At 36.6% G+C, this 25,714-nt stretch carries 28 protein-coding genes and 2 pseudogenes; 22 read left to right on the top strand and 8 right to left on the bottom strand.

Translation table 11 applies throughout. The features are described 5' to 3' along the window. The first annotated feature begins 16 nt into the window (after window positions 1-16). The 3 genes from HMPREF2933_RS03945 (at window position 17) to HMPREF2933_RS03935 (ending at window position 3,300) form a co-directional block, all read left to right on the top strand. Window positions 17-598 (top strand): xanthine phosphoribosyltransferase, encoded by a 582-nt coding sequence (locus HMPREF2933_RS03945; RefSeq protein ID WP_070672532.1) that lies wholly within the window; start codon window positions 17-19, stop codon window positions 596-598. Next, the gene (locus HMPREF2933_RS03940) at window positions 598-1,863 is read left to right on the top strand and encodes a nucleobase:cation symporter-2 family protein (protein WP_024051556.1); all 1,266 of its coding nucleotides are present in this window, start codon (window positions 598-600) and stop codon (window positions 1,861-1,863) included. Before HMPREF2933_RS03945 ends, HMPREF2933_RS03940 begins: the two co-directional genes overlap by 1 nt. 99 nt (window positions 1,864-1,962) lie before the next feature. Further along, window positions 1,963-3,300: an MATE family efflux transporter gene (locus HMPREF2933_RS03935; protein ID WP_070241674.1), complete on the top strand. Its 1,338-nt coding sequence runs from the start codon at window positions 1,963-1,965 to the stop codon at window positions 3,298-3,300. Between the two features lie 78 nt (window positions 3,301-3,378). On the opposite strand, the gene HMPREF2933_RS03930 is transcribed toward HMPREF2933_RS03935, so the two are convergent. Then, complete coding sequence (locus HMPREF2933_RS03930) at window positions 3,379-3,579, bottom strand: 4-oxalocrotonate tautomerase (protein ID WP_224783693.1); 201 nt, start codon at window positions 3,577-3,579, stop codon at window positions 3,379-3,381. Between the two features lie 103 nt (window positions 3,580-3,682). On the opposite strand from HMPREF2933_RS03930, the gene HMPREF2933_RS03925 reads away from it, so the two are divergent. From HMPREF2933_RS03925 to HMPREF2933_RS03890, 8 genes and pseudogenes are all read left to right on the top strand, one after another. Then, window positions 3,683-4,267, top strand: a complete 585-nt coding sequence (locus tag HMPREF2933_RS03925) for a thymidine kinase (protein WP_042753923.1) — start codon at window positions 3,683-3,685, stop codon at window positions 4,265-4,267. Between the two features lie 18 nt (window positions 4,268-4,285). Next, on the top strand, window positions 4,286-5,365 hold the full coding sequence (gene prfA / locus HMPREF2933_RS03920; RefSeq protein WP_003024565.1) for a peptide chain release factor 1: 1,080 nt from the start codon (window positions 4,286-4,288) through the stop codon (window positions 5,363-5,365). Further along, window positions 5,365-6,195 (top strand): peptide chain release factor N(5)-glutamine methyltransferase, encoded by an 831-nt coding sequence (gene prmC, locus HMPREF2933_RS03915; RefSeq protein WP_070672530.1) that lies wholly within the window; start codon window positions 5,365-5,367, stop codon window positions 6,193-6,195. Before prfA ends, prmC begins: the two co-directional genes overlap by 1 nt. Further along, window positions 6,188-6,778 carry an L-threonylcarbamoyladenylate synthase gene (locus HMPREF2933_RS03910; RefSeq protein ID WP_070672527.1) on the top strand — a complete coding sequence of 197 codons (591 nt, stop codon included), beginning with the start codon at window positions 6,188-6,190 and terminating at the stop codon, window positions 6,776-6,778. Before prmC ends, HMPREF2933_RS03910 begins: the two co-directional genes overlap by 8 nt. A 49-nt stretch (window positions 6,779-6,827) precedes the next feature. Beyond that, window positions 6,828-8,084 (top strand): serine hydroxymethyltransferase, encoded by a 1,257-nt coding sequence (gene glyA, locus HMPREF2933_RS03905; protein ID WP_070672524.1) that lies wholly within the window; start codon window positions 6,828-6,830, stop codon window positions 8,082-8,084. Window position 8,085: 1 nt separating this feature from the next. After that, window positions 8,086-9,060, top strand: a complete 975-nt coding sequence (locus HMPREF2933_RS03900; RefSeq protein WP_024051550.1) for a nucleoid-associated protein — start codon at window positions 8,086-8,088, stop codon at window positions 9,058-9,060. Beyond that, window positions 9,060-9,662: a lysozyme family protein gene (locus HMPREF2933_RS03895; RefSeq protein WP_024051549.1), complete on the top strand. Its 603-nt coding sequence runs from the start codon at window positions 9,060-9,062 to the stop codon at window positions 9,660-9,662. Before HMPREF2933_RS03900 ends, HMPREF2933_RS03895 begins: the two co-directional genes overlap by 1 nt. Before the next feature lie 113 nt (window positions 9,663-9,775). Beyond that, window positions 9,776-10,333: pseudogene (locus HMPREF2933_RS03890) on the top strand (alpha/beta hydrolase); the annotation flags it as partial. A gap of 94 nt (window positions 10,334-10,427) precedes the next feature. Here the strand turns inward: HMPREF2933_RS03890 and HMPREF2933_RS03885 are convergent. Continuing rightward, on the bottom strand, window positions 10,428-10,622 hold the full coding sequence (locus HMPREF2933_RS03885) for a hypothetical protein (RefSeq protein ID WP_070672521.1): 195 nt from the start codon (window positions 10,620-10,622) through the stop codon (window positions 10,428-10,430). A gap of 254 nt (window positions 10,623-10,876) precedes the next feature. Between HMPREF2933_RS03885 and HMPREF2933_RS03880 the strand changes: the two genes are divergently transcribed. Then, on the top strand, window positions 10,877-11,308 hold the full coding sequence (locus HMPREF2933_RS03880; protein WP_070672518.1) for a helix-turn-helix domain-containing protein: 432 nt from the start codon (window positions 10,877-10,879) through the stop codon (window positions 11,306-11,308). 47 nt (window positions 11,309-11,355) lie between these two features. Here the strand turns inward: HMPREF2933_RS03880 and HMPREF2933_RS03875 are convergent, their stop codons facing one another. From HMPREF2933_RS03875 to HMPREF2933_RS03865, 3 genes are all read right to left on the bottom strand, one after another. After that, window positions 11,356-11,796: a hypothetical protein gene (locus HMPREF2933_RS03875; protein WP_070672515.1), complete on the bottom strand. Its 441-nt coding sequence runs from the start codon at window positions 11,794-11,796 to the stop codon at window positions 11,356-11,358. Then, complete coding sequence (locus HMPREF2933_RS03870) at window positions 11,789-11,995, bottom strand: helix-turn-helix transcriptional regulator (RefSeq protein WP_070672512.1); 207 nt, start codon at window positions 11,993-11,995, stop codon at window positions 11,789-11,791. The genes HMPREF2933_RS03875 and HMPREF2933_RS03870 overlap by 8 nt, the downstream gene beginning before the upstream one ends. A gap of 463 nt (window positions 11,996-12,458) precedes the next feature. Further along, window positions 12,459-12,908 (bottom strand): helix-turn-helix domain-containing protein, encoded by a 450-nt coding sequence (locus HMPREF2933_RS03865; protein WP_050203432.1) that lies wholly within the window; start codon window positions 12,906-12,908, stop codon window positions 12,459-12,461. Between the two features lie 247 nt (window positions 12,909-13,155). Between HMPREF2933_RS03865 and HMPREF2933_RS03860 the strand changes: the two genes are divergently transcribed. From HMPREF2933_RS03860 to HMPREF2933_RS03835, 5 genes are all read left to right on the top strand, one after another. Then, complete coding sequence (locus HMPREF2933_RS03860) at window positions 13,156-13,566, top strand: hypothetical protein (RefSeq protein WP_070672508.1); 411 nt, start codon at window positions 13,156-13,158, stop codon at window positions 13,564-13,566. Window positions 13,567-14,013: 447 nt separating this feature from the next. After that, the gene (locus HMPREF2933_RS03855; RefSeq protein WP_065974317.1) at window positions 14,014-15,342 is read left to right on the top strand and encodes a Rep family protein; all 1,329 of its coding nucleotides are present in this window, start codon (window positions 14,014-14,016) and stop codon (window positions 15,340-15,342) included. Between the two features lie 217 nt (window positions 15,343-15,559). Further along, window positions 15,560-15,778 (top strand): DUF3173 family protein, encoded by a 219-nt coding sequence (locus HMPREF2933_RS03845; protein ID WP_000498422.1) that lies wholly within the window; start codon window positions 15,560-15,562, stop codon window positions 15,776-15,778. Next, window positions 15,771-16,961 carry a site-specific integrase gene (locus HMPREF2933_RS03840; RefSeq protein WP_070672505.1) on the top strand — a complete coding sequence of 397 codons (1,191 nt, stop codon included), beginning with the start codon at window positions 15,771-15,773 and terminating at the stop codon, window positions 16,959-16,961. The genes HMPREF2933_RS03845 and HMPREF2933_RS03840 overlap by 8 nt, the downstream gene beginning before the upstream one ends. A gap of 90 nt (window positions 16,962-17,051) precedes the next feature. Then, window positions 17,052-17,261 (top strand): hypothetical protein, encoded by a 210-nt coding sequence (locus HMPREF2933_RS03835; RefSeq protein WP_049519934.1) that lies wholly within the window; start codon window positions 17,052-17,054, stop codon window positions 17,259-17,261. A 92-nt stretch (window positions 17,262-17,353) separates the two neighbouring features. Here HMPREF2933_RS03835 and guaA read toward each other — a convergent pair whose 3' ends face one another. Beyond that, the gene (gene guaA, locus HMPREF2933_RS03830) at window positions 17,354-18,913 is read right to left on the bottom strand and encodes a glutamine-hydrolyzing GMP synthase (protein ID WP_070241687.1); all 1,560 of its coding nucleotides are present in this window, start codon (window positions 18,911-18,913) and stop codon (window positions 17,354-17,356) included. A 141-nt stretch (window positions 18,914-19,054) separates the two neighbouring features. On the opposite strand from guaA, the gene HMPREF2933_RS03825 reads away from it, so the two are divergent. From HMPREF2933_RS03825 to xerS, 5 genes are all read left to right on the top strand, one after another. Next, window positions 19,055-19,753 carry a GntR family transcriptional regulator gene (locus tag HMPREF2933_RS03825; RefSeq protein ID WP_003024508.1) on the top strand — a complete coding sequence of 233 codons (699 nt, stop codon included), beginning with the start codon at window positions 19,055-19,057 and terminating at the stop codon, window positions 19,751-19,753. 115 nt (window positions 19,754-19,868) lie between these two features. Then, a complete protein-coding gene (locus HMPREF2933_RS03820) occupies window positions 19,869-20,201 on the top strand; it encodes a putative DNA-binding protein (protein WP_003024506.1) in 333 nt (110 codons plus the stop codon). A gap of 60 nt (window positions 20,202-20,261) precedes the next feature. Continuing rightward, window positions 20,262-21,812, top strand: a complete 1,551-nt coding sequence (ffh, locus tag HMPREF2933_RS03815; protein WP_024051544.1) for a signal recognition particle protein — start codon at window positions 20,262-20,264, stop codon at window positions 21,810-21,812. A 75-nt stretch (window positions 21,813-21,887) separates the two neighbouring features. Continuing rightward, the gene (locus tag HMPREF2933_RS10085) at window positions 21,888-22,247 is read left to right on the top strand and encodes a hypothetical protein (protein WP_070672501.1); all 360 of its coding nucleotides are present in this window, start codon (window positions 21,888-21,890) and stop codon (window positions 22,245-22,247) included. Between the two features lie 192 nt (window positions 22,248-22,439). Beyond that, a complete protein-coding gene (gene xerS / locus HMPREF2933_RS03805) occupies window positions 22,440-23,510 on the top strand; it encodes a tyrosine recombinase XerS (RefSeq protein ID WP_024051542.1) in 1,071 nt (356 codons plus the stop codon). A 61-nt stretch (window positions 23,511-23,571) separates the two neighbouring features. On the opposite strand, the pseudogene ucpA reads toward xerS, so the two are convergent. Then, window positions 23,572-24,370, bottom strand: a pseudogene (gene ucpA / locus HMPREF2933_RS10595) (SDR family oxidoreductase UcpA). A 351-nt stretch (window positions 24,371-24,721) separates the two neighbouring features. Then, window positions 24,722-25,711, bottom strand: a complete 990-nt coding sequence (locus HMPREF2933_RS03795; RefSeq protein ID WP_024051539.1) for a lipoate--protein ligase — start codon at window positions 25,709-25,711, stop codon at window positions 24,722-24,724. Between the last annotated feature and the right edge of the window lie 3 nt (window positions 25,712-25,714).

Raw genomic sequence — 25,714 nt, 5'->3', positions numbered from 1 at the left:
TCTAAAAGGAGATTTTATGAAATTATTAGAAGAACGTATCCTAAAAGATGGAAATGTTTTAGGAGAAAATATTTTAAAAGTGGATTCATTTCTGACTCACCAAGTCGATTTCAACTTGATGAAAGAAATTGGTAAAGTGTTTGCAACCTATTTTCGCTCGGCTGGTATTACAAAAGTTGTGACAATTGAAGCATCTGGCATCGCACCTGCTATTTATACAGCAGAAGCATTGGGCGTTCCGATGATTTTTGCGAAAAAGTCAAAAAACATTACTATGACGGAAGATATTTTGACGACAGAGGTCTATTCTTTTACCAAACGAGTGACAAGTACGGTCTCAATTGCAGGGAAATTTTTAAATCATCATGATAAAGTGCTTATTGTCGATGATTTTCTAGCAAATGGTCAAGCAGCTAAAGGGCTTGTTAATATCATTGAACAATCAGGTGCCCATGTGGAAGCGATTGGTATCGTAATTGAAAAATCATTCCAAGAGGGAAGAAAGTTGCTAGAAGAAGATAAGCGAAAAGTCGTTTCTTTGGCTCGTATTCAAAAATTTGAAAATGGAAAAGTTGTATTTATGGAGGCTGATGCATAATGGAACTGAAAGAAGAAAAACATTCACAGGCGGCTGTCTTAGGTTTGCAGCATTTATTAGCAATGTACTCTGGGTCAATCCTTGTACCCATTATGATTGCTGGTGCGCTAGGTTATTCGAGCCAACAGCTGACCTATCTTATCTCCACAGATATTTTTATGTGTGGTGTGGCAACATTTTTGCAATTGCAACTCAATAAATATTTCGGAATTGGCTTGCCAGTCGTACTTGGCGTTGCTTTTCAATCGGTTGCGCCTCTGATTATGATTGGTCAAAAACATGGAAGCGGAGCTATGTTTGGAGCGCTCATCGTTTCCGGTATCTACGTTCTTTTGATTGCAGGCATTTTTTCTAAAATTGCTAATTTCTTTCCACCAATTGTGACGGGCTCAGTCATTACTACCATTGGCTTAACACTTATTCCTGTTGCGATTGGCAATATGGGAAATAATAGTGAAAAACCAACTGCACAAAGTTTGCTGTTGGCTGCTGTCACGATTTTAATTATACTGTTAGTAAATATCTTTGCGAAAGGCTTTCTAAAATCCATTTCCATTCTGATTGGCTTAATTATTGGAACGATTATTGCCAGCTTTATGGGCTTAGTAGATTTTGCGCCAGTAACTCAAGCTCCTCTTGTACATGTTCCGACACCGTTTTATTTTGGAATACCTAAGTTTGAACTTTCATCCATCGTCATGATGTGTATTATCGCAACAGTTTCTTTGGTGGAATCAACAGGTGTTTATTTTGCACTTTCAGATATTACAAACGAAAAGTTAGACAGCATTCGTCTGCGAAATGGTTATCGTGCAGAAGGACTTGCAGTGCTTCTTGGCGGTATTTTTAACACTTTCCCTTATACAGGATTTTCACAAAATGTTGGTTTGGTCAAACTTTCTGGAATTAAAATACGGCTCCCAATCTATTATGCAGCAGGATTCTTAGTCTTGTTAGGATTGGTACCGAAATTCGGAGCTTTGGCACAAATCATTCCAAGTCCTGTACTCGGTGGTGCTATGCTTGTCATGTTTGGTTTTGTTTCTGTTCAGGGAATGCAAATGCTAGCGCGAGTTGATTTTGAACACAATGAACACCATTTCTTGATTGCCGCTGTATCTATTTCCGCAGGAGTCGGTCTAAATGGAAGCAATCTTTTCAACAGTTTGCCAACCGGCTTGCAAATGTTTTTCTCAAATGGAATTGTTATGGCGAGCGTCATTGCGATTGTATTGAACCTTATTTTAAATCGTGAGAAAAAATAAAACTCGACAAGAGGCTGGGAGGATTTTCTCCTAGCTTTTTTGACTATTTTGAGCGCTTATAGTATAGTTAAGAGAGAAAGCATTGTTTGAGGAGATTGTATGTACCAAGCGCGCAATTTAAAAGAGCGAATGACCCTATTTATTTCGATTTTTTTGCCAATTTTAATTTATCAACTGGCCAATTTTTCAGCCTCGTTTGTGGATACAACCATGACAGGGCAATACCATACGTTGCATTTGGCGGGAGTTTCAATGGCGACTAGCTTATGGAGTCCGTTTTTTACTTTTTTGACTGGTATTGTCTCAGCCTTGGTTCCGATTATTGGACATCATCTAGGACAAAAACAGGAAGAAAAAATCGCTTCTGATTTTTATCAGTTTATTTATCTATCTCTCGGTTTGTCTCTTCTCTTGTTTGGGCTCGTTTTTTTAGGTGCACCGCTTGTTTTGTCCAATATTGGCTTAGAACCACTAGTAGTAGAAGTTGCTATACACTACCTCTGGTATTTAGCGTTTGGTATTATCCCTTTGCTTTTATTTAGTGTTGTACGTTCTTTATTAGACGCATTAGGATTGACAAGACTATCCATGTACCTTATGTTGCTCTTGCTACCGTTGAATGCCAGTTTTAACTACATTTTAATTTATGGAGCATTTGGCTTATCAGAAATGGGCGGAGCAGGAGCGGGGCTAGGGACTTCGTTGGCTTACTGGGTGCTGCTAATTCTTTCAATAGTCGTTGCAAAAAGACACTCTAAAATCAAAAAATATCAATTATGGAAAATTCGTCCTTTAGACAAAAAAGAGTTGCTGGAAGCGATTCGTCTCGGTTTTCCTATTGGCGGGACTGTCTTTGCAGAAGTTGTGATATTTTCAGTCGTAGGTTTGCTCATGGCTAAGTTTTCTTCGTTAATCATTGCCAGTCACCAGTCGGCTATCAGCTTTTCCAATCTTATGTATGCTTTTCCTATGAGCATTTCTAATGCTATGGCGATTATCGTTTCTTACGAAATTGGCGCAAAGCGTCTAGACTATGTCAGAAAATATTGTGTTTTGGGAAGATTGACTGCGCTTGGATTCGCTGTTTTCACGCTGACATTTTTATATCTTTTCCGTTATCAAGTCGCTTCATTATATGGAACCAACAAAGAATTCATTCGTCTGACATCGGTTTTCTTAACTTATAGTTTGTTTTTTCAATTAGCAGATACTTTCGCAGCGCCTCTTCAAGGAATTTTACGTGGTTATAAGGATACAAAAGTGCCATTTTATTTGGGATTGATTGGCTATTGGGGGGTGTCACTACCAGTTGGGTTACTATTGGATCACACGACAAATTTAGGTCCCTTTGCTTATTGGATTGGTTTAATCTCTAGTCTGGTCGTTAGTGGCATTTTATACCAACTTCGTCTTAATCATATTCAAAAAAGAAATTAGCTTAAATGTTGCATCTACACCATTTATCATTCTGAATAAAAAAAGAATCTCAGATTTTTATCCAAGATTCTTTTTTTGTTATTTTGTACGCATTTCACCTTGTGGGAAATAAGTCCCTTCAGGCATGTCGTTGATGATGACATGAACAGCAGATTGTGGCGCGCCAGTATTTTTCACGATAGCAGCAGTAACTTCTTTTGCAAGAGCTTTCTTTTGTTCTAACGTGCGTCCTTCAAATAAATCAATTCTGACAAATGGCATTTCATTTCTCCTTTTTATTTTTGATATTTTTATTTTATCACAAATTAGGTTTTAAAGCGTGTCAGAATGTGGTAAAATAAGAAGTATTAAAAATTGGAGAATTTGGAACGAATTAAAGAAAATGGTTCAGTTGTATTATAAATATGGCACGATGAATTCGGGCAAAACAATCGAAATTTTAAAAGTAGCACACAACTATGAAGAACAAGGCAAAGGTGTTGTCATTATGACGAGCGCACTTGATACACGTGACGGTTTTGGCGTTGTTTCTAGTCGTATCGGAATGAAGAGAAAAGCAATTGCAATAGCAGAAGATACTGATATTTTCCACTTTATTCAGGAAATGCCCGAAAAGCCTTATTGTGTATTGATTGATGAAGCGCAGTTTCTATCTCGTCGTCATGTCTATGACTTAGCGAGGGTAGTTGACGAATTAAACGTACCAGTTATGGCTTTTGGTTTGAAAAATGATTTTCGCAATGAGTTATTTGAAGGCTCGAAATATCTCTTGCTTCTAGCAGATAAAATTGATGAGATTAAAACAATTTGTCAATTTTGCTCCAAAAAAGCAACCATGGTATTAAGAACAACGAATGGTAAGCCGGTCTATGAAGGTGAGCAAATTCAAATCGGTGGGAATGAAACATATATTCCTGTCTGTCGGAAGCATTATTTTAAGCCAGAAATTGACGAAATGAAGAGTTAAGGAGAGGTGTAGCAAACGATGAATATTTATGAACAACTACAAGCCGTTGAAGATCGCTATGAAGAGTTGGGAGAACTTCTGAGTGACCCAGATGTTGTTAGTGACACCAAGCGTTTTATGGAATTGTCCAAAGAAGAAGCGAGTACACGCGATACGGTAGCAACTTATCGTGACTATAAAAGGGTGCTCCAAAACATCACAGATGCCGAAGAAATGATCAAAGACGCTTCTGGCGATGCTGATTTGGAAGAAATGGCAAAGCAAGAGCTCAAAGATGCAAAAGCTGAAAAAGAAGAATACGAGGAAAAATTGAAAATTCTTCTTTTACCAAAAGATCCAAACGATGATAAAAACATCATCTTAGAAATTCGTGGTGCAGCAGGAGGTGATGAAGCCTCGCTCTTTGCCGGTGATCTTCTGACAATGTATCAAAAATACGCTGAATCGCAAGGATGGAAATTTGAGGTTATGGAAGCCTCCATGAATGGAGTCGGTGGCTTCAAAGAAGTAGTAGCGATGGTTTCTGGTCAATCCGTTTATTCCAAACTAAAATACGAATCAGGTGCTCATCGCGTACAGCGTGTCCCAGTGACAGAAAGCCAAGGACGGGTTCACACTTCGACAGCAACAGTCTTAGTTATGCCTGAAGTTGAAGAAGTGGAATATGATATTGATCCAAAAGATCTTCGGATTGACATTTATCACGCTTCTGGTGCTGGAGGTCAGAATGTCAACAAAGTTGCAACAGCCGTTCGGATTGTACACTTGCCGACAAATATCAAGGTTGAAATGCAGGAAGAACGAACCCAACAAAAGAATCGTGATAAAGCTATGAAGATCATTCGTGCGCGCGTAGCAGATCATTTTGCACAAATTGCGCAAGACGAGCAAGATGCCGAGCGGAAATCAACTATTGGTACTGGAGACCGCTCGGAGCGGATTCGTACCTATAATTTTCCACAAAATCGTGTGACAGATCACCGTATCGGTTTAACGCTGCAAAAGCTAGATACGATTTTAGCTGGGAAATTAGATGAAATCGTAGACGCCTTGGTATTGTATGACCAAACACAAAAACTGGAAGAATTGAATAAATAATGAATTTAGCTCAAATTCTTGCTGAAATGGAAAAACAGCTTGAAGCAGTTGGCGAAGAAGCTGAAAGTCTCTCCTTTACTTTTCAAGTTTTGAGAAACTTATCTTTTACCCAATTTGTGTTGAAAATGCAGGCAGAAGCAACAGAAGATGATATAGAATTACTGGAAAAGATTCAATCTCAATTATTAGTTCATAGACCTGCCCAATACATTATTGGGAACGCAGCATTTCATGGACATTCGTTCAAAGTAGATGAACGAGTGCTAATTCCCCGACCAGAAACCGAAGAATTGGTCAACCTTATCTTGTCTGAAAATCAAAATAGCAGTCTGAAAGTTTTGGATATTGGCACTGGAAGTGGAGCAATTGCTCTATCTTTGGCTGCTGAGCGTGCGAATTGGCAGGTCACGGCTTCCGACATTTCCCAAGATGCTCTGGATTTGGCGCAAGAAAATGCGGAAGCAATTGATGTAGCGATTGATTTTGTTCGGTCTGATTGTTTTCAGGCAATTACAGGAAAGTATGATATTATTGTATCCAATCCGCCCTATATTTCAGAGACGGACAGAGAAGAAGTAGGACTAAATGTACTTGCTTCAGAACCTCATCTTGCTCTTTTTGCTGAAGAAGACGGGTATGCTGTTTATCGAAAAATTGCTGAGAACGCCCAAAAACATTTGACAGAAAAAGGAAAAATCTATCTCGAAATTGGCTACAAACAAGGGGAACATGTAAAAAAAATATTTGAGTCTGCATTTCCAAAAATGAGAATTCGCGTCTTGCAAGATCAATTCGGAAAAGATAGAATGGTAGTGGTAGATAATGGATAAAATTGAGGAAGTACTGAGCAGTGGAGGAGCAGTCGTGCTGCCAACTGAGACTGTATATGGTTTATTTTGTAAAGCACTGGATGAGCAGGCCGTCAGTCATGTCTATGACTTAAAAGGCAGACCTCGCGAAAAGGCCTTGAATTTAAATGTTTCAAGCTTAGAAGAAATTTATCAATTTTCCAAACATCAGCCTCAGTATTTTAAAAAGCTCTATCAAGCCTTTCTACCCGGTCCTTTGACCATTATTTTACAAGCTAATGAACAAGTTCCGATTTGGGTAAATTCAGGTATGAAAACAATTGGTTTTCGTGTCCCTAGTCATCCTAAAACATTGGACTTGATTAGAAAATTTGGACCTCTCATTGGTCCGTCCGCAAATTTATCTGGAAAGAGTAGCGGAGTAAACTTCCAGCAAATTATGACCGATTTCAATCACGAAGTTCTTGGTATAGAAGATGATGCTTTTCTAACAGGACAGGATTCAACTATTTTGGATTTATCTGGTGAAACAGCATATATTCTACGCCAAGGTGCTGTCACTTGCGAAGAAATTCTCGCTAAAATTCCAGAAATTCACTTCTAGACCTTGACTAAATAGGTTTTAGCCCCGCTTTAAGAGAAGGGAGACTCTTATGATTTTTGACCATAAAAACTATAAAGAATATGACGCTGAGCTTTGGGAAGCCATTGCTGCAGAAGAAAAACGTCAGCAAAACAATATTGAATTGATTGCTTCAGAAAACGTTGTTTCAAAAGCTGTTATGGCAGCACAAGGTTCTATTTTAACCAATAAATATGCCGAAGGTTATCCAGGTCGTCGCTATTATGGTGGTACGGACGTTGTGGATGTGATTGAGACATTAGCAATTGAACGTGCTAAAGAAATTTTTGAAGCAAAATTTGCCAATGTTCAACCCCACTCAGGCAGTCAGGCGAATTGTGCGGCTTATATGGCCTTAATTGAGCCAGGTGATACAGTAATGGGAATGGATCTTGCAGCAGGCGGACATTTGACACATGGCGCAGCTGTTAGCTTCTCTGGGAAAACCTATAACTTTGTGCCTTATAATGTCGATCCTGAAACGGAACTTTTAGATTTTGATGCTATTTTGGCGCAGGCTAAAGAAGTCAAACCTAAATTGATTGTTGCAGGTGCTTCTGCCTATTCACATATTATTGATTTTGCTAAATTCCGTGAAATTGCAGATACTGTCGGAGCCAAACTCATGGTAGACATGGCTCATATTGCCGGTTTAGTTGCTGCTGATTTGCATCCAAGTCCAGTACCGTATGCACATATTACGACAACTACCACTCATAAAACCCTTCGAGGACCTCGTGGCGGCTTAATTTTGACCAACGATGAAGAATTGGCGAAAAAGATTAATTCCGCAATCTTCCCAGGAATTCAAGGAGGACCGCTAGAGCATGTCGTAACAGCTAAAGCAGCTGCTTTCAAAGAAGTATTGGATTCAGATTTCAAAGTTTATGCTCAGCAGATTGTAGATAATGCTAAGGCAATGGTTCAAGTATTCCAACAGCATGGTAATTTCCGTGTCATTTCAGGCGGTACGGAGAATCATCTTTTCCTTGTGGATGTGACCAAAGTCGTTGAAAATGGAAAAGTCGCTCAAAACCTTTTGGATGATGTCCATATCACTCTCAACAAAAACTCTATCCCTTATGAAACCTTATCTCCATTTAAAACAAGTGGCATTCGTATCGGAACCGCAGCTATTGCAGCTCGTGGCTTTGGGGTAGCTGAAAGTACTAAAGTAGCAGAATTGATCATCAAAACTTTAGAGAATGCAAACAACGAAGCTATTTTACAGCAGGTTCGTGCAGAAGTTAAAGAATTGACCGATGCCTTTCCACTATATGAGGACTGAAATGGACATTTACGTAAAAAAAGCTATTATTCATCAATTTAGTCCGTCAGACACCGACCTTCTTTTAGCAGATAAATATCTTAATATTACTCCAAAAATTGAAGAATATCTTCGCAAAAAGATTGAACGTATCTATTCAGATGAGGCCAAAACAGGTATTTTTACCGAAGATAATGTCTTTTTATCACATATGACAAAAGACCTTTTAGAAACTTCTATAACGATTGCCAATCTCTGGAAAGAGGAGTTTTCGGTGAGCGAAAATCAGAAAACCAATGATTTGATTTTTGTTCAATTTGACAAGAAAGGAGTAGAGCATCTTGCTTTTTTGCGCATTGCTCTGCGGGAAACCCTCACCCACTTAGGTGGAGAAGTAGATAATCCTATCAAGATTACCCAGAACAACTTGCCGGGATTTGGTACAGGCGCTGATGAAGCCTTGGTCATCAATCTTCAATCACGTAAATACCATTTGATTGAAAAGCGGATTAAATACAATGGTGCTTTTCTCAATTATTTTTCTGATAATCTGTTACAAGTCAATCCTAAAATTTCTCCCAAGAAATCTATCAAAGCCTTAGAAAAAACAGCTCAAAAAGTTGCAGAGAGCTTTCATCAAGATGATTTTCAATTTCAATCCAAGGTTAAATCGTCTATTTTCAAACATTTAGAAGAAAATGATGAATTATCACCAGAAAAATTAGCAGATGACTTGTTCGATAACAATCTGACAGCTCGTTTGACTTTTATTAATCAGGTTAAGGAAACAATTCCAGAAACTGTTAAATTTGATGAAATTGATAGTAGTCATCAGAAGAAAAAATTTGAAAATCAAAAGCTCTCTCTTTCAAATGGGATTGAACTCATTGTCCCCAATAACATCTATCAAGATGCGGAATCCGTAGAATTCATACAAAACGAGAATGGAACCTATTCCATTCTCATCAAAAACATAGAAGATATCCAAAGTAAATAATGTTTAAAATTCTTAGAAAATTGATCCTTCTCATTCTTTTAATCTTTGTTGGTTACAAGCTTGTTCAAGTTCATCATGATATCAAGCAAGTGATGACCTACCGTAGCTTAGTGAGAGAAGTGCTAGACGAGCAAGATACTGCAGCCAATGAAGAACTAGTCCTTGCTATGATTTACACAGAAACAAAAGGAAAAGTTTCTGATGTCATGCAATCTAGTGAAAGTGCGACGGGTCAGAAAAACTCTATTTTAGATAATAAAGAAAGCATTCGTCAAGGTGTTCAGACCTTATCTGCGAATCTAAATGTAGCTCAAGAAAAGAAAGTAGATGTTTGGACCGCTGTACAAGCCTATAACTTTGGTCGAGCTTACATCGATTATATTGCAAAACACGGTGGCGAAAATACCCTTGATTTGGCAAAAAAATACTCCAAAAATGTTGTCGCACCAAGTTTAGGAAACGTGACTGGGCAAACCTATTCTTATTACCACCCCATCGCCCTCCTTCATGGCTCTAAGCTCTATATCAATGGTGGGAATTATTATTACTCCCGACAAGTTCAGATGAATATGCACATCATGAAAGTGATGAATTGGTTTTAATAACATCACCCCTAGTAGCTTATTTCTACTAGGGTTTTTCAAACAAATCAATTATTATTTATATCGTTACGTGTTATACTTAAAAATATATCTCACAGAAAGAAGCGATAAAAATGACGAAAAAAGCGGTCCTAACTACAGGAGTTTTAACAGTTCTGATTGCTATTTCTGCTTTTTTATTTTACAACGTTAAAGCGGACGGTAAATTGGACAAAAAGGATTATGTACAATCCACTACGCCAACCCTTTTCTTTCATGGTTATGGAAGTAGTGCCAATGCGGAGTGGCATATGACGAATGCAGTAAAAAAAGCAGGGGTAACAAAAACAGTTATTCGAGCAAATGTTGATAGAAATGGTACAGTTACGTTAAGGGGAGACATTCCTAAAGGTGCTATCAATCCAATCGTAGAAGTGAATTACGAAGACAATCGCAATCCCATTGATGTTGGACGGTATACAAAAGTTGTCGTCAGCAAGCTACAGGAAAAGTATGGCTTTACAAAAATGAATATGGTAGGTCATTCTTTAGGGAATATGTCGATTTTGTATTATCTTTTAGAACATGCTCAAGATGAGAACTTGCCACAGCTGCAAAAACAAGTGAATATCGCAAATTTCGCTGCCGGTTTAAAAGCTATGGGCTTATCATCTGATGTGAAAGTTGACAAATTTTTTCTTAGTTAATTTTTCTCCTTTCCAGTTGGTATAACAAAACCTACAATACCAAGTTTTATTTCCACTTTCATCTCTGTATGCTGGCACTTTAAACCTCCTTTGTATTTGTTGGTTTATAGCAATACTTTTCCATAAAGTATTCTCTATTTACCTTTCCTATTTGCACACGATAACCTAATTTAAGTAGGTCTTGATTCATATCGTTTATTATCTGATATGCTGTTGTCCTACTTACATCAAGAAATTCTTGTACATCTTTTGCATTCATAAAAATACCTTTCATAATGTCCTCCTTTTATAGTTTGTAAGGTTCTACATCCACAAAAGGGCGAGCATTAATTTTTATATATACATGCCGTTCAATAACGAACGGTATATATAACAACAGTTCATATTTGTTCTTCCAAGTTTTTTCTATTTATTTTTTCCTAAAATATTCAGATACTTGCAAATATTTACAACAGAACAGTTTTGTTGAGCTTTTGTTCATTTTGTGATAAAATATTTATAGTTATTGTGAAATAAGGAGGAGTTAGTTTGATTTCTGGAGAAAAATTAAAAAAGTTAAGACTTATGCGAAACTTAACTCAAAAAGAACTTGCCATTAAATCTGGTTTGACAGATGCTGCTATAAGAAATTACGAGCTTGGAAATAGATCTCCAAGTAAAGAACAATTACAAAAAATATCTGAAGCACTTGATTGTGATATATCAGCATTAATTAATCATGAGCCTAATTCTATTTTTGAAATAATGCATATAATTTTTGATTATGAAAAAGACATGAAGTTTAGACCGTTCGCAGATGATGGAGAAATTACTGGACTTTTATCAAATGATGTAGACTTCAATAATTTTCTTATAGAATGGAATGAGATGAGAAAAAAGCATTACAACGATGAGATAACAGACGAGGAATTTGAAGATTGGAAGCTATCTTACCCTAAAAAATCAAGATTTTTTAAATAAAATATGTACGCAAAAAGACCGCAGCTTGAAACTACGGTCTGATTTTTTTACATTTCTTTTTCAAATTTAGAACGCCAAAAGACTGCATATATTTGTATAGAAAGATAGATTGCAACTAGTATTATTATTTGTAACTTATCAACACCCATCAATGAAAACATAATAAGCATGGCTGCAAAGAGATAGGTCATTAAGTCGTAGGCCTTTGCCTTTGATTTTTCTGCAATCAATACGTTTCTTTCGTCCTTCTTATCAATTTCAAGCTGTCTGATTAACTCTTTGTTATTTTTTGTAGAGAAATATTTAATTATATTTCCTATGAAATGTCCGAAAACTCCACATCCAATACCGATAAATAAATACGGAATAGCGAGGACTGTCTTATTTACACTATCAATTCTTTTGTGAAGATAGAATCCCGTTAAAACCAGTGCTACTCCAAAAAATACTAAAATCCAATCTTTTAAGATGCTTTTGCTTCTATTCATTTTCTTCCTCCTCATAAATAAAAATGTCTTCAATAGTCAAATTAAAAAATTTAGCAATTTTAAAAGCTAAAATAATTGAAGGGTTATATCTTCCATTCTCTAGTGAACCGATTGTCTGCCTCGACACTTCAAGGATATTTGCCAGTTCCTCTTGAGTAATTCCTCGACTTTTTCTAATTTCTTCAAGTCTATTTTTCATATTTAATTACCCCCCCATCAAATGACAAGTTAACTTTACATATATTGTAATTGTTTTTTGAATAAATGTCAAATACGCTTTCCATTTTTTGTGATGATAAATTTTATTTATGGTGTTGGTTTATTATACATTTTTAATATTTTGTTTAGTCTTCTCTCTGGTCTTTTTCTTGCCATAAAAATTCCTCCTGATTATTATTATCTAATCAGGAGGAGTTTCTATACACAAACTAATTCAAAGTCTCAATTTTTTGTCCTCATGTAAACCACTTGGAACTATTATTCAATTTATTCTTTTTAACAAATGTTCCCATTTTAATCCCAGTTACTGTTTTTCATCTTCTGTAACTATTGATTTTACAAGGTTTTTTGTTTTTTTGCTACTATTCCCACTCGCTAATAGTCAGATATTGATTGACTAGAATTATTGATTTTATAGCGTTTGTTAATACAATCAATAAGTATTATTCGTTGTTATTTGAGTTTTTTGTTGTTGAATTGTTGCTGGTATCATCTTCGTAATGGATATTTAAAGTTTTAAATAAACTTTTTTCTTTGTCTTTTGGAAAGCTAAGTGATTGAATAAGCTTTCCAATTAAGTCTAAAGATAATCCTTCTTTTTTAGCTACTTCTGTAAAAATATAAATATTCTCAGCAGTTACATTAAATAAGTCATCCTCATTATCATTGGGTGGTTCTGGGTATTGTTTGTCATCGGTTAATCCTACTAGATAATCAACATTAACATCAAAATAATTTGATATTTTATGTAATGTGTCAATATCTGGTATAGCATTTTTGCTTTCCCATTTAGCAATAGTAGCCCTTTTGACTTCTAGTATATCAGCCAATTTTTGCTGTGTTAGAAATTTTTTTTTGCGTAAAGTTTTCAGTCTTTGTGAAAAAGTAGCCATGTCTCCTCCTTTTTGTGATTTAAAATCACTTTTTTGTTGACAATGTTTTTAAAAACTTGTACAATTGAAATGTGATTTAAAGTCACTAAACAAATTATACCAAACTATACTATGTTTGGCAAGAATTGGGGGTAACTGCCTATGATTGTATAAAAAAGTCTTTGAGAAGCAGAACTTTTCAAAGACTTACCAAAAATAACTATTTAAATTATATAACAATTTTTAAGAAAGATAAAGGTAAAAACTAATGGCAAGTAACAAAATGAAATTAACAAGCGAACTCTCACTTAAAGAAATGGCTCTTGATAGTTCTCAATTCTATATTCCTAAAAAGGTAAAAGTTGACTTTACACAAGTTCGCCCACGTAATAAATATAAAGACGGTAAGGCAACTGATGTAGTTGAAAGCTATATGCTTAATGGTATTGATGAACGTACAGCAGGCGCAGTAGAACAAGACTTGATTGATATGGAAGACATCAAGACAATCACGATTGAAGTATTAGGTAGCTTTGATGAGATTGAGGGAGCTATGGCAGCAGCTCAATTCGCTTTTGTAGAGTTACTAGATACTCGTGTAATGGCTCAATGGGTTGATGGTCGTAATCCCGGTTACAAGGGATTGAAATTGGTTGCTAGTGGTCTGAAATTGCTGTAACAACTAAAAATACGTAAAAAGCAGGGTTAGGTGTAGGGTTAGGTCGGGAAAGGCGTAGCCCCCGACCGTGCAACCCGTCTACACCGCTCAACCCGAATTTTTACGTATTTTTAGCGGAAGAATATTCATATTTTTTTGCTCAAGAGTTTTTTTGGCATAGTATATATCCATATATCCAAAACCTATGCGCGGGCGCCATTCTAGGACTTGACGATAGAATGGTGCAAAACAAGGAAAATCCTTGATTTGAAAGCATTTCTCCGTGGGACATCGGAACGGTCCAGCGTATGCGTTAGGAAAGAAAAAGAGTGAAAAATTATGGATTTATACTTGGATATATACTTGGATATATTCTCGAGAAAAGGGAGTATATATCCAAAAAGAAAGGATATATATACATAAACATAGAATATATATACAGTAATTATAATGTGGAGAGGAGAAGAAATGACAAAAAGAATTAGAAACAGACGATTTTTATTCGAGCAACAATTAAAGCCAAAATTCTGGGATTGGTCTATTCAAGACAAGCAATTACTTGATGATTGGGAAAATAATAAGACACAAATTTTTAGAACTATCTTTGACCGAGTGAGAACGTTAGTGGAAGAAGATGAATTTGTAGAATTTGCTATAGTAGTACACGATAAAGATGTCTCCTATGGAACGAAATTAGTCGAACCTCACATACATGCTTATATTGATTTTCCAAAATTGATAGATTTATCAAAAGTTGCTAGTGCTTTAGGCTTGGAACGTGAACGGATTGAAACTCCAAAATCAAAAGGCGGTCGAGCGTATACACGTATCAATGCTTTAGCTTACCTTATTCATGCCAAAGATAAGGATAAATATCAATATCTAGCAAGTGATGTCGAAACCTTTGATACGCTTGATTATGAAACGTTTATCAATCAAAATATAGAAGATTTTGAAAAATATGCTGCAACTCGTAAACGTGAAAAATCTGATGAAAGTCTCGACTTAGTCTTATCAAAAGTCCAAAAGGGAGAATTAAACTATTTGGAAGTTATGGAAGATGATGAGTTAGCTTTCTTATTTGCCAATAACCAACAAAAATTCAGAGAAAGCTTTAATTTCTTTGGAGAACGTGAGACTGTGCTACGTCTAAAAGATTTGAAAAAAGGGAATTATCAACTAACAGTTCTTTATATTCAAGGCGAACCTGGTATTGGAAAAACACATCTTGCCAATGAGCTTATTTTAGAAGTGTCAAAACGGTTAAGAGAAAATGGTTTAAAAGGTGAGTATTATCCTGCTAGTTCAAAAAATCCATTTGATAATTATTACGGTGAAGAAATTTTATTTTTAGATGACTTGCGAGAAGATAGTTTATCTGCGAGTGATTGGTTAAAACTATTTGACCCTCTTAACTCTGCGAGAATGTCAGCACGTTATCAAAATAAGTTGGTAGTACCTAGATTAATTGTGATGACTGCTTACATGTCACCTAAACAGTTTTTTGGCAATATCAAGACAGAAGATTTGAACCAGTATTTAAGACGTGTTAATTTTTCGACAGAGATAGCTAAAAAGCACGGTATGAAAGATACCTTTTATAGCGTATCAGAAGTGAAGAAAAATAAAGCTAATGACCACTACCAACGCTCTGACGGCTCTAGTGTGGTATTAAATTTCAACTATGAAGATTTGTATTCATCACAAAATAAAGATGAGTTTATCACAAAATTATTAGAGGAATATATCTATCCTAGAATATTGCCAAAGAAAGCAAAGGATGTGACAAATGACTAAAAAGATAATCGTAATAACAAAATGTCGAGATTATGGTCAAGAAGAACCTGTAGAAGTTATTGTTAAGTCTAGGGTTTTGAAATATCTCCCTGATATATATGTTTTTTTAAGGGATAAAGCTCGGTATTATGAAATAAAAAAAATGATGCAGTCGGCAAACCGCATCAAATATAAAAAACAACTAACTATATTGTAACATGAAAGGAAAATAAAAGCTATGTTTGTGGTTAAAAAAGATTTAATGAAATTGGGATTCAGTTCTTGGCAGGCTATGATGTTGGTAAAACAAGCAAAGGCAAAACTAGCTAGTCAAGGTCTAACATGGTATGAAAGTAAGGGATTAGGTCGAGTACCTTTGGAAACAGTTGAGGAAATTTTGGGTGTAAAAATTGATGAAGCTGATTTGCTAGATAAGGAAGTAGCAGAACATGCCTAAAATTTCTAATGTCTATCCAATGCCAAATGGTACGTTTAGAGCGTCTGTATCGCTTGGATTTGACCCTATAACAGGTAAAAGGATACAAAAGTTTAAAAATGGCTTTAAAACGCAAAAGGAAGCTCAAGAGTGGCGCTTACGTATGCTTGCTGACTTTGGTAAAGGTTCTATAACCGTTAATAGCACAATGACCTTTAAAAAGTTTCTTGATGATTATTTTATACCAGACTATAAAAGCCAAGTAAGAAAACGTACTTTTGATATGACACAATCAAAATTTAAAAGACTGTCATATTTTGAGAATATGAAGTTATCGGATATTCAAGCTCCTCATGTTAAGCAATGGCAAAATTCAATGTTTATAGAGGGGTTGTCTAATAATTATATTCGTTCTGTTCATCAAATCTTACAACAAGTCTTTGATTTAGCAGTTAAACTAGGTATGTTATCAAGTAATGTTGCTAAAACGGTGGGAAACGTAAAGAAAGACCGGCCTAAAGTTGATTTTTGGACGGTGGAAGAATTTCAGCTATTTATTGGTACATTTGATAAATCTAATATCTATGAATTATTGTATTTTACTACATTTTGGTTTTTCTTTATGACTGGAGTTAGGACAAGTGAATTACAAGCTATTGAATGGTCTAAAATTGATTTTGAAAAAGGTACAGTTTTAATAGATTGTTCAATGTATTATAAAAATCAAAAAGAGTGGTATCTTACTGATACAAAATCTATATCAGGTGTAAGGCTTTTGTATCTCGATGATGATACATTAGAACATTTGAAATATTGGAAGAAAGCACAATCTCAAATAGGGGAATGTAAATTTGTATTTTCCATAGCAGATAGTCCGTTGGTAAAATCAACTCTTAAACGTGTTCTAAAATCTCATAGTGATTACGCAAAAATAAAATCAATAAGAATTCATGATTTAAGGCACTCTCATGCTAGTTTTATGCTCTCTCTAGGAATGAATGATTTAGAAATGCAAAATCGTCTAGGACATGCTGATATTAAGACCACACTTGGAACGTACTCTCATTTAAGACCAAATGCAATGAAAGAAGTAGCTACTAGAATGACTGGGAAAGTAGTGGTGAGCGACAATAACATCAGAAAAAGTAAATTTAATGGCAATCAGCATACTAAAAAATTTCAATCAAAAGTTTTATCTGACTAGCAAAGTCTGTCTGATTAAACTTTTGATTCCTACGGTAAACTATTGAAGTTTACCGTATTATTAGTTATAATTCATATACAAGGGGGTTCTATGATGAAAGATGTTCAATTAAAACAAAATCACGTTCGACATTCAAATTCTATCAGCGATTTAGAAAAAATGTTTGATGATGGAGAGTATGTAAGTGATGAAGAATTCCTTAAAAGTTATGAGTATGTCGAAACAAATGATGAAGGTTATGAAATATGGCATTTAAAACCACATATTCAAAAACAGATTAAAGATAAGTATGGTTTATAGGAAAAATTATTTTTTTGTTGTTAAATTGTTGTTAAAGCAAAATAAAAAGCCTTAGAAATATTGATTTCTAGGCTTTTTTTAGCTTATTAACTCTATTCCCACTCAACCGTTGCTGGTGGTTTGCTGGTAATATCGTAGACAATGCGGTTGACGTGGTCTACTTCATTGACGATACGAACAGAGATTTTTTGTAGTACTTCCCAAGGGATTTTAGCGAAATCTGCTGTCATCCCGTCGATAGAAGTAATAGCACGAATAGCAATGGTATAATCATAAGTTCGACCATCCCCCATAACACCGACCGAGCGAACACCAGTATTCACAGTGAAGTATTGCCAAATATCACGATCAAGTCCAGCTTTCACGATTTCTTCACGGAGAATGGCATCGGATTCGCGAACAGTTGTGAGTTTTTCTTCGGTAATCTCGCCCATAATACGAATGGCAAGTCCTGGGCCTGGGAATGGCTGACGCCAAACAATTTCATCTGGCATACCAAGTTCTGTACCAAGCGCACGAACTTCGTCTTTATAAAGTGTATTGAGAGGCTCAATCAACTCAAACTGCATATCTTCTGGCAGACCACCAACATTATGGTGAGACTTGATAGTTTGAGCAGTATCTGTACCAGATTCGATAACGTCAGTATAGAGCGTTCCTTGTGCGAGGAATTTTACATCTTTTAACTTGCTAGCTTCATCGTCAAAAACATAAACAAACTCATTACCAATGATTTTACGCTTTTGTTCTGGATCAGATACACCAGCTAATTTATCAAGGAAACGTTTGGCAGCGTCTGCTTTGATGATATTCAGACCGAATTTTCCTCCAAGGGAATCCATGACTTGATCTGCTTCGCCCTTACGGAGCAATCCATGATCTACAAAGATGCAGATAAGCTGGTCTCCGATAGCTTTTTGAAGAAGAACGCCAACAACGGATGAATCAACACCACCCGAAAGACCCAGAAGAACACGTTTATCGCCAACCGTTTCTCGAATTCGCTTGATTTGCATTTCAATAAAGTTATCCATTGACCAGTCGCCTTTGGCGCCACAAATATTCAAAGCAAAATTGCGTAGAATATCATACCCATAAACAGAGTGGCGTACTTCAGGGTGAAATTGAATGCCATAAATCTGCTTTTCAGGTTGTTCAATAGCTGCAAATGGACAGTCGGCAGAAGTACCAGTACGTACAAATCCTTTAGGAATTTCGGTGACAGCATCTCCATGACTCATGAGAACGATTTGATTTTCAGGAGTTCCTGCAAATAATTTAGAATCAGTATGAGTGAGCTCGGATTGACCGTACTCACGGTTTCCGGCATTTCCAGCAGGTACAACTTTCCCGCCTAATTTGTGAGTCAAAAGCTGCATTCCATAGCAAATTCCCAAAATTGGAATACCCAATTCTAAAATTTCAGGATCAATGTCAAATGCTCCTGCTTCATATACGGACTTTGGTCCACCTGACAAAATGATTCCGACTGGATTTATCTCACGAACCTCAGCAGCTGTGATTTTATTGCTTTTCAGCTCAGAAAAAACACCAATCTCGCGGATTCGGCGTGAAATAAGCTGATTGTATTGGCTCCCATAATCCAGTACAATAATTCTTTCAACATCTTGCAATTCAGTTGTAGTTGTCATTTCTTCCCTTTCTTAAAAGAATTTTCTTTTTTTATTTTAACACAAAATAGAGACTTTTTCCAATAACATTAAGTAGCGATTGACTTTTATTTCAATTGATAATACAATGAAGAGGGGAAATCATTCTTGAAAGGGGTTACTATGCTTCCAGCCTATATTAAAATTCACGATCAAATAAAAAAAGAAATCGACGAAGAAATTTGGAAAATCGGACAGCGATTGCCAAGCGAGCGCGATTTAGCTGAACAATTTGAAGTTAGTCGCATGACACTCCGTCAGGCAATCACTCTTTTAGTAGAAGAAGGAGTACTGGAACGTCGTATGGGAAGTGGTACATTTGTAGCCAGTACGCGAGTTCAGGAAAAAATGCGTGGCACAACTAGCTTTACAGAAATTATCAAAGCCCAAGGCAAGACACCATCGAGCCAGCTGATTTCTTATCGCCGAACATTGCCAAGTAAAGAGGAAGTCGAAAAATTAGGAATCGAAAAGACGGAAAACGTCATTCGTATGGAGCGGGTGCGGTATGCGGACAATATTCCTGTAGTTTACGAAGTCGCTTCCATTCCAGAGAAATTCATCAAAAATTTTAATAAAGAAGAAATTACGAAGCATTTTTTTCAAACCTTACAAGAACATGGCTATAAAATCGGAAAATCTCAACAGACCATCTATGCTCGTCTTGCAAAAGAAAAGATTGCGCAGTACTTAGAAATTCCTAGAGGACACGCCATTCTTGGTTTGACACAGATTTCTTATTTTGACAATGGCACCGCTTTTGAATATGTTAAAAGTCAGTATGTCGGCGAACGGTTTGAATTTTATTTAGAAAACAACTGATCTGTTTTACATAATTTAATATACGTAAACACCCTTGGTAATTTAAGAGTGTTTTTTAGTGAGTAAAGCTCTTCGCTAGTAGAGTTTATCTGTATTTTTTGATATAATAATCTTTATGGAAATTGAAAAAACCAATCGAATGAATGCTCTTTTTGAGTTTTATGCAGCGCTTTTAACAGATAAGCAAATGAATTATATTGAGCTTTATTATGCAGATGATTATAGTCTAGCTGAGATTGCTGAAGAATTTCAAGTTAGTCGTCAGGCTGTTTATGACAATATCAAACGAACAGAAAAGATTCTCGAAGACTACGAAATGAAACTGCACATGTATTCAGATTATATCGTCAGAAGTCAGATTTTTGATCAAATAATGGAAAAGTATGCAGATGATACCTATTTACAAGAGCAAATTTCGATTTTATCCAGTATTGACAATCGAGAATAGTGAATTGTCAGCTCAAAAATATCCAAACATCAATAACAATAACTAGGAGAAATACATTTTATGGCATTTGAAAGTTTAACTGAACGTTTACAGAACGTTTTTAAAAATCTGCGTCGCAAGGGCAAAATTTCAGAGAGTGATGTTCAAGAAGCGACCAAAGAGATTCGTTTGGCACTCTTGGAAGCCGATGTAGCTTTGCCAGTTGTTAAAGACTTTATCAAGAAAGTTCGTGAACGTGCTGTCGGACATGAAGTTATTGATACGTTAAATCCTGCTCAGCAGATTATCAAGATTGTTGATGAGGAATTGACCACTGTCTTGGGTTCTGATACGGCAGAAATTATCAAATCTCCAAAAATCCCGACTATTATCATGATGGTCGGTCTTCAAGGTGCTGGTAAGACTACGTTTGCCGGAAAGTTGGCCAATAAACTCAAGAAGGAAGAAGGCGCTCGTCCTTTGATGATAGCTGCTGATATTTATCGTCCAGCAGCCATTGATCAACTTAAAACTCTAGGTCAGCAAATCGATGTACCAGTCTTTTCATTAGGCACAGAAGTACCAGCAGTAGAGATTGTTCGTCAAGGCCTGGAGCAAGCCAAAGCTAATCACAACGACTATGTCTTGATTGATACGGCAGGTCGTTTACAAATTGACGAAAAACTCATGAATGAGCTGCGCGATGTCAAAGCACTAGCTCAACCAAATGAAATCCTCCTGGTCGTAGACGCAATGATTGGTCAAGAAGCCGCGAATGTAGCTCGCGAATTCAATGCTCAGTTGGAAGTAACTGGGGTTATTCTGACTAAGATTGATGGCGATACACGTGGCGGTGCAGCCTTATCTGTCCGGCAAATCACTGGCAAGCCAATTAAGTTCACTGGTACTGGAGAAAAGATTACCGATATTGAAACTTTCCACCCAGATCGGATGTCTAGCCGCATTTTGGGCATGGGAGATATGCTGACCTTGATTGAAAAAGCTTCTCAGGAATACGATGAACAGAAATCACTTGAGATGGCTGAAAAAATGCGAGAAAACACTTTTGATTTCAATGATTTCATCGACCAGCTAGATCAAGTGCAAAACATGGGACCAATGGAAGACTTGCTAAAGATGATTCCTGGCATGGCTAACAACCCTGCGATGAAGAATTTTAAGGTAGATGAAAACGAAATTGCTCGTAAACGTGCCATTGTATCATCTATGACACCTGTCGAACGGGAAAATCCCGACCTTCTTAATCCAAGTCGTCGCCGTCGGATTGCTGCAGGTTCTGGTAATAGCTTTGTCGAAGTGAATAAGTTTATTAAGGACTTTAACCAAGCAAAATCCGTCATGCAAGGTGTCATGTCTGGCGATATGAATAAGATGATGAAGCAAATGGGGCTCAATCCTAATAATTTACCGAAAAATATGCCAAATATGAACGGTATGGATATGTCAGCCCTTCAAAATATGGACATGTCCGCTTTAGGGGGAGCTGGTAATCCTGATATGAGCCAGATGTTTGGTGGCGGACTTAAAGGAAAAATTGGCGAATTTGCAACCAAACAAGCCATGAAACGTATGGCAAATAAAATGAAAAAGGCTAAGAAAAAACGAAAATAAACATATTTTGTAGTAAATGATGATTGGAATAAAGCAGTTCAATTTGGTGGGCTGTTTTATTTTTTTGAAAAACTATTGACATTTGATGATAAACGTGTATTCGAGAAATTTCAGGAGAACAATTACAACGCGCAGGTATCTGTCGTGCGTTGTGCTATGATAAATCAACCAGAACTTTTATTTGCTGATGAACCTACAGGTGCTTTAAACTCAAAAATCAGCCAGAAAGTGATGGAAAGTTTTAAAGAAATCAACAAAAAAGGTGTGACTATTGTTTTAGTCACTCATGATAGCAAGGTATCAGCTTACGCCAACCGAATTGTTTTTATGAAATATGGCAAAATACTTACTGAACTAGAACATATAAAAAAACAAAACCAAGATATTCAAAACGATATTCAAAACGATAACGATATAACGATATTGATAATATAATAAGATCAGTTGTATAAAATTCAGTGATTCCAACCGATCTTATTTTGTATTGTGTATTATCTATTTCAAAGTAAAGAAACGAATCTTTCAATAGACTCTTACATACATCTTTCCGAAAAACTATAATTTTCTTGAAAAAAATACAGGAGTGTGCTATACTTCTATTTATAGAAAATGATGGAGAATATCTTAATGAAACGCGAAATATTGTTAGAAAGAATTGAAAAACTAAAGGCCATCATGCCTTGGTACGTTTTGGAATACTATCAGTCTAAATTGACTGTTCCATACAGTTTTACAACCTTATATGAATATCTCAAAGAATATGATCGCTTTTTTCATTGGATTTTAGACTCTGGAATTGATGATGGGCCGCAGATTTCAGAAATTCCTCTGTCAGTATTGGAAAATATGACTAAAAAAGATATGGAAGCGTTTATTCTTTACTTACGGGAGCGTCCATTGCTTAATGTTAATACTACACAGAACGGAGTATCGCAAACCACCATTAATCGCACTCTTTCTGCTCTCTCTAGCCTTTATAAATATTTAACTGAAGAGGTGGAAAATGAGAATGGGGAACCTTATTTCTATCGTAATGTCATGAAAAAAGTGTCTACTAAGAAAAAGAGAGAGACTTTAGCCGCGCGCGCTGAAAACATCAAACAAAAACTCTTTTTGGGCGAAGAAACTGAACAATTTTTGAATTATATTGATGAAGAATACCCTAAAAATTTATCAAATCGGGCTCTCTCCTCTTTTGACAAAAATAAAGAGCGAGATTTGGCAATCATAGCACTGCTTCTTGCATCTGGTGTTCGTCTATCCGAGGCAGTAAATCTTGATTTGAAAGACCTAAATCTTAAAATGATGGTCATTGAAGTTACTCGTAAGGGCGGGAAAAGAGATTCTGTCAATGTTGCAGCTTTTGCCAAAGCTTATTTGGAAAGGTATCTGGAGGTTCGCTCTAAACGTTACAAAGCGGAAAAATCAGACACTGCCCTCTTTTTGACAGAATATAGAGGTGTTCCTAACCGGATTGATGCTTCTAGTGTAGAAAAGATGGTTGCTAAGTATTCTGAAGATTTCAAAGTTCGAGTGACACCTCACAAACTCCGCCATACGCTGGCTACTCGACTTTATGATGCTACTAAATCTCAAGTTTTGGTCAGTCATCAGCTAGGACATTCCAGCACTCAAGTTACAGACCTCTACACCCATATTGTTAATGACGAACAAAAAAATGCATTGGATAACTTATAAAATAAAAAATTTGCATAATTTAAGGTATGCAAATTTTTTATTTGAATTGAGCTAAATGCTGCTAGTTTGTGCCCATGCTCATAGTTTCTGGTAGGGTACTACCGCCGTCAATGACAATTTGAGATCCTGTAAGATAGGAGGATTCATCACTACCTAAAAAGGCAAAGAGTTCCCCTACTTCTTGCGGTTTAGCTAATCTTTTCATTGGAACAGCGGCCGCAATATCTTGAATAGGAACTTCTGGATGTTCTGGGTTGGATTCCAGGGCCATTTTTTCGACCATCGGTGTCCGAGCATAGCCTAGCTGGCTGCAGTTAACCCGGATATTGCGATCGGCATATTCTACTGCCAAGGCCTTGGTTAAGCCGACCAGAGCTGCCTTGGTCATCGCGTAAGCTGCTTCTCCAGCATCAGCAACCAAATCCGCCTGTCACAGATGATGCGATGACGATAGCGCCTGCTCTCTGTTTCAACATGGGCTTGATGGTTGCCTGACAAGTGTTCCAAACGCCCTTGATATTGACATTAATATGTTGATCCCGTATCTGGTCTGTCATTTCTTCAAAGGGCGCCAGCTTGCAGATACCAGCATTACAGCAGGCAATATCAAGATGCCCAAAGGCTTGGATAGTCTGAGAGACAGCCGCTTCCAAATCTTCTAGACGACTGACATCACCGATATAGCTGATAATATCTATTTGATAGCTGTCACGAAGTTCTTGAGCAGTTGCTTCTACTTGAGGGTCTCGATCAAAAAGGCAGAGCTTGGCGCCATATTTAGCATAGACTGAGGCAATGCCCTGACCCAGACCGAGAGCCGCTCCAGTAATCAAAGCAACTTTTCCATCTAATTTAGCCATAGTAACCATCCTTTCTAAAACGAAGAAGTCTGACAGATTTTTGTGACATTTTATGATGTATTTCTAACTTTAGTCTAGTACTTTTCTAGTTGCTTGTCAATATAATAATGAAGGAAAACCTCGCATTTGCTATGATGTTTCGTCCTCTTTATAAAAAATCTATCCAATAATTTCTGTAGGGTTCGATAATAAGGAACTTGCTCCAAAGCGGATATTCTTCAAGCGATTATTGGCTGTGGTGTATCCCAGAAGCATCTGAACATTCTGATAACCAACTTCTTCAAACTATAGAAAAAACATCCTTAGTTAAATAAATGTAAGAATGTTTTTATTTTGTTATAGTCTTGTGATTTAGCCAACCACTGCTTCTGCAATTTCTTCTTGGCTAATTCCAGCGAAATAGCGAGAAATATCCAGGTTTTCAAGAGCATTTAAAACATCTTCTCTTTCATATTTAACACCCTTGAGGACTTCTTCTACTGCTGCTACATCTTCGATTCCAAAGAAATCTCCGTAAATTTTGATGTTTTCGATTTTTGACTGAACAACATTGGCAAAGATTTCCACTTTACCGCTAGTAAATTTGGTACTACGATGAACATTGTACTCTGGCGATTTGCCATAGTTCCAATCCCAAGTAGCAAATTTAGTTTCCTTGATATGGTTGATTTCAGCTAGTTCATTATCGGAGAAGACATATTCTGTCATTTCTGGATATTCTTTCTTCATATAGTCTAGCAGGAGGTCGCGAAATTGCTCGACAGTAATCTTTTCAGGCAATTCATCAATGATATTGGTTACACGAGCTCGAACAGACTTAACACCTTTGGACTCGAACTTGTCCTTGGAAACTTTTAAGGCATTCGCTAAGACGGATAATTCTACGTCAAAAAGCAGGCAGCCGTGGTGCATGATTCGACCATTGATGTAGGCCTGAGCATTGCCACAGAACTTTTTACTGTCAATTTCCAAATCGTTGCGCCCTGTAAATTCGGCTTTTACACCTAATGCTTCCAAGGTCTTGATGACCGGAATAGAGAAGCTCTTAAAATCAAAGGCTTTGTTCTCAGATTCTTTGGAAATAATGGTGTAGTTAAGATTGTTATAGTCATGATAGACAGCTCCGCCTCCACTGATACGACGAACAACCTCAATGCCATTTTCACGTACAAAATCTCGATTGATTTCCTCCACGGTATTCTGATGACGTCCGACAATGATAGAGGGTTTATTGATCCAAAGCAAGAAAATCATATCTTCATCAAGGAGATGCTTGAAAGCATATTCCTCAAGAGCGATATTAAAAGCTGTATCGTTACTATTATTGATAATGTATTTCATAGT

It is taken from the genome of Streptococcus sp. HMSC066F10 (assembly GCF_001813805.1).
Taxonomy (GTDB): Bacteria; Bacillota; Bacilli; order Lactobacillales; family Streptococcaceae; genus Streptococcus; species Streptococcus vaginalis.
Note: the sequence above shows the minus strand (reverse complement) of the source record. Positions and strands in the feature narration are given on the sequence as shown.

Bases quoted from the DNA above. Each gene is read 5' to 3' on its own strand.
- HMPREF2933_RS03945 (WP_070672532.1), top strand. From the start codon at position 17: ATGAAATTATTAGAAGAACGTATCCTAAAAGATGGAAATGTTTTAGGA.
- HMPREF2933_RS03940 (WP_024051556.1), top strand. From the start codon at position 598: ATGGAACTGAAAGAAGAAAAACATTCACAGGCGGCTGTCTTAGGTTTG.
- HMPREF2933_RS03935 (WP_070241674.1), top strand. From the start codon at position 1,963: ATGTACCAAGCGCGCAATTTAAAAGAGCGAATGACCCTATTTATTTCG.
- HMPREF2933_RS03925 (WP_042753923.1), top strand. From the start codon at position 3,683: ATGGTTCAGTTGTATTATAAATATGGCACGATGAATTCGGGCAAAACA.
- prfA (WP_003024565.1), top strand. From the start codon at position 4,286: ATGAATATTTATGAACAACTACAAGCCGTTGAAGATCGCTATGAAGAG.
- prmC (WP_070672530.1), top strand. From the start codon at position 5,365: ATGAATTTAGCTCAAATTCTTGCTGAAATGGAAAAACAGCTTGAAGCA.
- HMPREF2933_RS03910 (WP_070672527.1), top strand. From the start codon at position 6,188: ATGGATAAAATTGAGGAAGTACTGAGCAGTGGAGGAGCAGTCGTGCTG.
- glyA (WP_070672524.1), top strand. From the start codon at position 6,828: ATGATTTTTGACCATAAAAACTATAAAGAATATGACGCTGAGCTTTGG.
- HMPREF2933_RS03900 (WP_024051550.1), top strand. From the start codon at position 8,086: ATGGACATTTACGTAAAAAAAGCTATTATTCATCAATTTAGTCCGTCA.
- HMPREF2933_RS03895 (WP_024051549.1), top strand. From the start codon at position 9,060: ATGTTTAAAATTCTTAGAAAATTGATCCTTCTCATTCTTTTAATCTTT.
- HMPREF2933_RS03885 (WP_070672521.1), bottom strand. From the start codon at position 10,622: ATGAAAGGTATTTTTATGAATGCAAAAGATGTACAAGAATTTCTTGAT.
- HMPREF2933_RS03875 (WP_070672515.1), bottom strand. From the start codon at position 11,796: ATGAATAGAAGCAAAAGCATCTTAAAAGATTGGATTTTAGTATTTTTT.
- HMPREF2933_RS03870 (WP_070672512.1), bottom strand. From the start codon at position 11,995: ATGAAAAATAGACTTGAAGAAATTAGAAAAAGTCGAGGAATTACTCAA.
- HMPREF2933_RS03865 (WP_050203432.1), bottom strand. From the start codon at position 12,908: ATGGCTACTTTTTCACAAAGACTGAAAACTTTACGCAAAAAAAAATTT.
- HMPREF2933_RS03860 (WP_070672508.1), top strand. From the start codon at position 13,156: ATGGCAAGTAACAAAATGAAATTAACAAGCGAACTCTCACTTAAAGAA.
- HMPREF2933_RS03855 (WP_065974317.1), top strand. From the start codon at position 14,014: ATGACAAAAAGAATTAGAAACAGACGATTTTTATTCGAGCAACAATTA.
- HMPREF2933_RS03845 (WP_000498422.1), top strand. From the start codon at position 15,560: ATGTTTGTGGTTAAAAAAGATTTAATGAAATTGGGATTCAGTTCTTGG.
- HMPREF2933_RS03840 (WP_070672505.1), top strand. From the start codon at position 15,771: ATGCCTAAAATTTCTAATGTCTATCCAATGCCAAATGGTACGTTTAGA.
- HMPREF2933_RS03835 (WP_049519934.1), top strand. From the start codon at position 17,052: ATGATGAAAGATGTTCAATTAAAACAAAATCACGTTCGACATTCAAAT.
- guaA (WP_070241687.1), bottom strand. From the start codon at position 18,913: ATGACAACTACAACTGAATTGCAAGATGTTGAAAGAATTATTGTACTG.
- HMPREF2933_RS03825 (WP_003024508.1), top strand. From the start codon at position 19,055: ATGCTTCCAGCCTATATTAAAATTCACGATCAAATAAAAAAAGAAATC.
- HMPREF2933_RS03820 (WP_003024506.1), top strand. From the start codon at position 19,869: ATGGAAATTGAAAAAACCAATCGAATGAATGCTCTTTTTGAGTTTTAT.
- ffh (WP_024051544.1), top strand. From the start codon at position 20,262: ATGGCATTTGAAAGTTTAACTGAACGTTTACAGAACGTTTTTAAAAAT.
- xerS (WP_024051542.1), top strand. From the start codon at position 22,440: ATGAAACGCGAAATATTGTTAGAAAGAATTGAAAAACTAAAGGCCATC.
- HMPREF2933_RS03795 (WP_024051539.1), bottom strand. From the start codon at position 25,711: ATGAAATACATTATCAATAATAGTAACGATACAGCTTTTAATATCGCT.